Below are 4,886 nucleotides of genomic sequence, written 5' to 3' on the forward strand. Positions count from 1 at the left end.
GTGGCGGTGCAGGCGGGCGAGGGCGAGGTCGCCGCCGCGCTGGGTGATATGGGTGGGCGGTTGGAGATCGCGGCGGTCAACGCTCCGGGTTCGGTGGTGGTGTCGGGTGAGTTGGCGGCGTTGGAGGGGTGGTTGCCGCGGGTGGCTGGATTTAAGACCAGCCGGTTGAAGGTGAGTCATGCGTTTCATTCGTCGTTGATGGAGCCGATGCTCGGGGAGTTTCGTGCGGTGGCGCGGGGGTTGAGGTTCCTGGAGCCGCGTGTTCCGGTGGTGTCGAATCTGGATGGCCGGGTGGTTAGTGGTGAGTTGGCGGATCCGGAGTATTGGGTGCGGCATGTGCGTGGTGCGGTGCGGTTCGCCGATGGTGTGCGCACGTTGCGTTCTGAGGGTGTCTCGCGGTTCCTGGAGTTGGGTCCGGATGGTGTGCTGACCGGGTTGGCGCGGCAGTGTGTGGATGAGGATGCTGCGGTGTTCGCGGCGGCGTTGCGTGCGAAGAGGGATGAGGGGGAGGCGTTCGCGGGGTTCTTGGCGCAGGCGCATGTGGCCGGGGTTGAGGTGGACTGGCCGGCGTTCTATGCGGGTACGGGTGCGCGGCGGGTGGATCTGCCTACGTACGCGTTCCAGCGGGAGCGGTTCTGGCTTGCGTCGGGTGGTATCGGAGATCCGGCGGGCGGTGGCGCGGCTGCGGGTGAGTTGGGCCACGCGGTCCTGACGTCGGCTGTGCAGGTCGGCGACCGAGACGAGTGGCTGCTGACCGGGCGGCTTTCCACCGAGACCCAGCCGTGGGTCGCCGAGCACGTGCTGCTGGGCAACATGGTCGTCCCGGGCACCGCGCACAACGAGCTGGCGCTGGCCGCTGGCCGGCTGGCCGGCTGCCCGGTGGTCGAGGAACTGGTCATCGAGTTCCCGCTGCTGATGCACGAGGGCGTCGCGGTCGGGTTGCAGGTGACCGTCGGCGAGCCCGACGAGGACGGCAGGCGTTCGGTCGCGATCTATTCGCGGCCCGAAGCCGGTGACGGCGAGGGCGCCCGCGAGGCGACCTGCCACGCGCGCGGAACCCTGGCGCCCGGTGAGCCCCTGCCGATGCCGAACTGGCCCACGCAATGGCCCCCTGCGGGCAGCGAACCGTTACCGGTGGACGACATCTACGCCAGCCTCAGCGGTATCGGCTACGACTACGGCCCGATCTTCACCGGCATCCGGGCCGCGTGGCGCGACGGCGACGAGGTCTACGCCGAGGTGGTGCTGCCCGACGAATACGCCGACGGCGCCAAGGGCTACGGCATCCACCCCGCGCTGTTCGACTCCGCGCTCCAAAGCGGCGCGGCACTTCTGCTCGGCGGCGGCGCCGGCCAGCGCAAGATGCCGTTCAGCTGGTCGGGTGTGCGTATCGGGCAGCAGGGCGCGGCCCGGCTGCGGGTTCGTGCGATGGCGACCGGAGACTCGACGCTGCGACTGGACGCGGTGGACGAGTCCGGTGCCGAGGTCGTCTCGGTGCGGTCGCTGGTCGCCCGCCCGGTCGACCAGGCACAGCTGGAAGGCGCGCAGCGCGGACGGCAGAACGCGCTGTTCCAGGTGGACTGGGCGGCGCTCGACACCGGCAGCGGCACCAGCACCAGCACCAGCACCAGCACCAGCAGTGGCTCGGCGACGGTCGCCGTGCTCGGCGGCACCGAGTATGCCGACTTGGGCGCGCTCGAACGGGCCATCGCCGAAGGAACGACGGCACCGGACGTCGTGGTAGCCGCCGTCGAGGGCGGCGCGGCCGGTTCCCCGTACGCCGCAACGGAAACGACGCTGGCACTGCTTCAGCGGTGGCTGGCCGGCGAGTGGCTGCCGAACGCGAAGCTGGCCGTGGTGACCCGTAACGCTGTCGCCGTCGGCGATCAGGCGCCGGACCTGGCGCTCGCCCCGGTGTGGGGTCTGGTGCGCAGCGCCCAGTCCGAGCACCCGGGCCGGTTCCTGCTGGTGGACACCGATTCGGCCGCCGAGGCCCTGGATTGGGCTGCGCTGGCCGGCCTGGACGAGCCGCAGCTCGCGGTGCGCGGCGGCAGGCTGCTCGCGCCGCGGCTGGCCCGCGCCGACAGCCCGGCAGCGGCCGGCCTGCCCGCGCTCGACCCGGACGGCACGGTGCTGATCACCGGTGGCACCGGCGGGCTCGGGGCGTTGTTCGCCAAGCATCTGGCGGCTCATCACGGTGTGCGGCATCTGTTGCTGGTCAGTAGGCGCGGTGCGGCAGCGGCCGGGGTCGGCGAACTGGTCGCGCGGCTGGAAGTCCTTGGCGCGCAGGCGACCGTGGTGGCGTGTGACGTCTCCGATCGTGGTCAGGTCGCTGAGTTGCTCGGTGCGCTGGAGCGCCCGCTGACGGGCGTGGTGCATGCGGCCGGTGTTCTCGACGATGGTGTGCTGGAAACACTGACGCCCGAGCGGCTGGCCAGGGTGATGCGGCCGAAGGTGGACGCAGCGCTTAACCTGCACGAGCTGACCGAAGGCCGCGAGCTGGCCGCGTTTGTGTTGTTCTCCTCGGTGGCGGCGTTGATGGGCAGTCCGGGTCAGGGCAACTATGCGGCGGCGAATGCGTTCCTTGATGCGTTGGCGGCTGCGCGGCGCGCCGAGGGCCTGCCGGCCAGTTCGCTGGCATGGGGCCTGTGGGCCGACGCCGGTATGGGCGCCGCGCTGGAGGAAGCTGAGTTCGCCCGCCTTGAGCGGATGGGCGTGGGCGCGCTGTCGGCCGAACTTGGCTTCGAGCTGTTCGACCGCGCGTTGGGCCTCGCCGACGCGCTGCTGGTGCCGGTGCGGCTGGACTTGGCTGTCCTGCGCAATCAGGCGCGCGACGGCATGTTGCCCGCGCTGTTGCGTGGGCTGGTGCGGATGCCGGCGAAGCGGTCCGGCGGTGCCGGTTCACTGGCCGATCGGCTCGCCGGTGTGCCGCAGGCGGATTGGGAGCGGGTCGCGCTGGAGTTGGTGCGCGGTCAGGTCGCGGCGGTGCTGGGGCATGCGTCGCCGGACGCGGTTGGCGCTGATCGGGCGTTCAAGGAGTTGGGCTTCGACTCGCTGAGCGCGGTCGAGTTGCGTAACCGGTTGACGCAGGCCAGTGGTGTGCGGCTGCCTTCGACGCTGGTGTTCGACCATCCGACGTCTGCGGCTGTGGCCCGGTTGCTGGTGGCGCAGGTGGGCGGGGTGGACCAGGCCGCTGCGGCCAAGCCCAAGCGTGTCAAGGTGAAGTCGGATGAACCGCTGGCGATCGTGGGTATGGCGTGTCGTTATCCCGGTGGCGTCGCGTCGCCTGCGGATCTTTGGCGGCTGGTGGCCGAGGGCCGCGACGCGATCGGCCCGCTGCCGGGCGACCGCGGCTGGGACCTGGAGCGGCTCTACGATCCCGACGCGGAACTGCCGGGCACCATCTACACCAAGGGCGGCGGTTTCGTCGAGGGCGTCGGCGATTTCGACGCGGGGTTCTTCGGGATCAGTCCGCGCGAGGCGCTGGCTGCCGATCCGCAGCAGCGCCTGCTGCTGGAGGGCGCGTGGGAGGCGTTGGAGCACGCCGGCATCGACCCGGTCTCGTTGCGCGGCAGCGACACCGGGGTGTTCACCGGTGTGGTGACGTCCGACTACGGCGACTCGGCTCCGCCGGAGCTGGAGGGTTTCCGGCTGACCGGTGGCACGGCCAGTGTCGTCTCCGGCCGGGTGGCGTACACGCTGGGGTTGGAGGGCCCGGCGGTGTCGGTGGACACGGCGTGTTCGTCGTCGTTGGTGGCGTTGCATCTCGCGTCGCAGTCGTTGCGGTCGGGTGAGTGTTCGCTGGCGCTGGTCGGCGGCGTGACGGTGCTGTCCGGACCATTCCTCTTGCAGGAGTTCAGCCGCCAGCGTGGCTTGGCGCCGGATGGCCGGTGTAAGTCGTATGCGGCGGGTGCGGACGGTACGGGTTTCTCCGATGGTCTGGGTCTGTTGGTGTTGGAGCGGTTGTCGGATGCGCGGCGCAATGGGCACCGGGTGCTTGCGGTGGTGCGTGGTAGTGCGGTGAATCAGGATGGTGCGAGTAATGGTCTGACTGCGCCGAATGGTCCGTCGCAGGAGCGGGTGATCCGGCAGGCGTTGGCGAACGCGGGTCTTTCGCCTTCTGATGTGGATGCGGTGGAGGGGCACGGTACGGGTACGAGGCTTGGTGACCCGATTGAGGCGCAGGCGTTGTTGGCGACGTATGGCCAGGACCGGACCACCGGTCCGTTGCGGTTGGGGTCGATCAAGTCGAATATCGGGCATTCGTCGGCTGCGGCGGGTGTGGCCGGTGTGATCAAGATGGTGCAGGCGTTGCGGCACGACCTGCTGCCGCGCACGTTGCACGTGGACGCGCCCTCGCCGTACATCGACTGGTCGGCGGGTGAGGTCAGGTTGCTGACGGAGGCTGAGCCGTGGCCTGCTAACGGTAGGCCGCGGCGGGCCGGTGTCTCCTCGTTCGGTGTCAGTGGCACGAATGCGCACGTCCTCATCGAGGAGGCTCCTGCTGACGCTGTCGTGCCGGTCGCCGAGTTGGTCGAGCCGGTACGCCCGGTGGCGTTGCCGTCGGTGCTCTCGGCGAAGTCGGATGTGGCGTTGCGGGGGCAGGCTGGGCGGTTGCGGGCGCATTTGCTGGCTGGTTCGGATCTGGATGTCTTCGATGTCGGTTATTCGTTGGCGACGTCGCGTGCGGGGTTTGATCAGCGGGCTGCGGTGGTGGCTGGTGATCGTGATGGTTTGTTGTCGGGTTTGGCTGCGCTTGAGCGTGGTGAGCCGGCTTCGGGTGTGGTGGCTGGTTCGGTGGTTGCTGGTAAGACGGCGTTTTTGTTTTCGGGTCAGGGTGCGCAGCGGGCTGGGATGGGTGTGGGGTTGGCGGGGTTGTTTCCGGT

1 protein-coding gene is annotated in these 4,886 nt (G+C 69.8%); it reads left to right on the plus strand.

Annotated elements, in window-relative coordinates:
* On the plus strand, positions 1-4,886 hold a 4,886-nt coding region (locus KGA66_RS28080; RefSeq protein ID WP_211472462.1), incomplete at both ends, for a type I polyketide synthase.

The sequence above is a fragment of the Actinocrinis puniceicyclus genome (genome assembly GCF_018283645.1).
Lineage (GTDB): Bacteria > Actinomycetota > Actinomycetes > Streptomycetales > Catenulisporaceae > Actinocrinis > Actinocrinis puniceicyclus.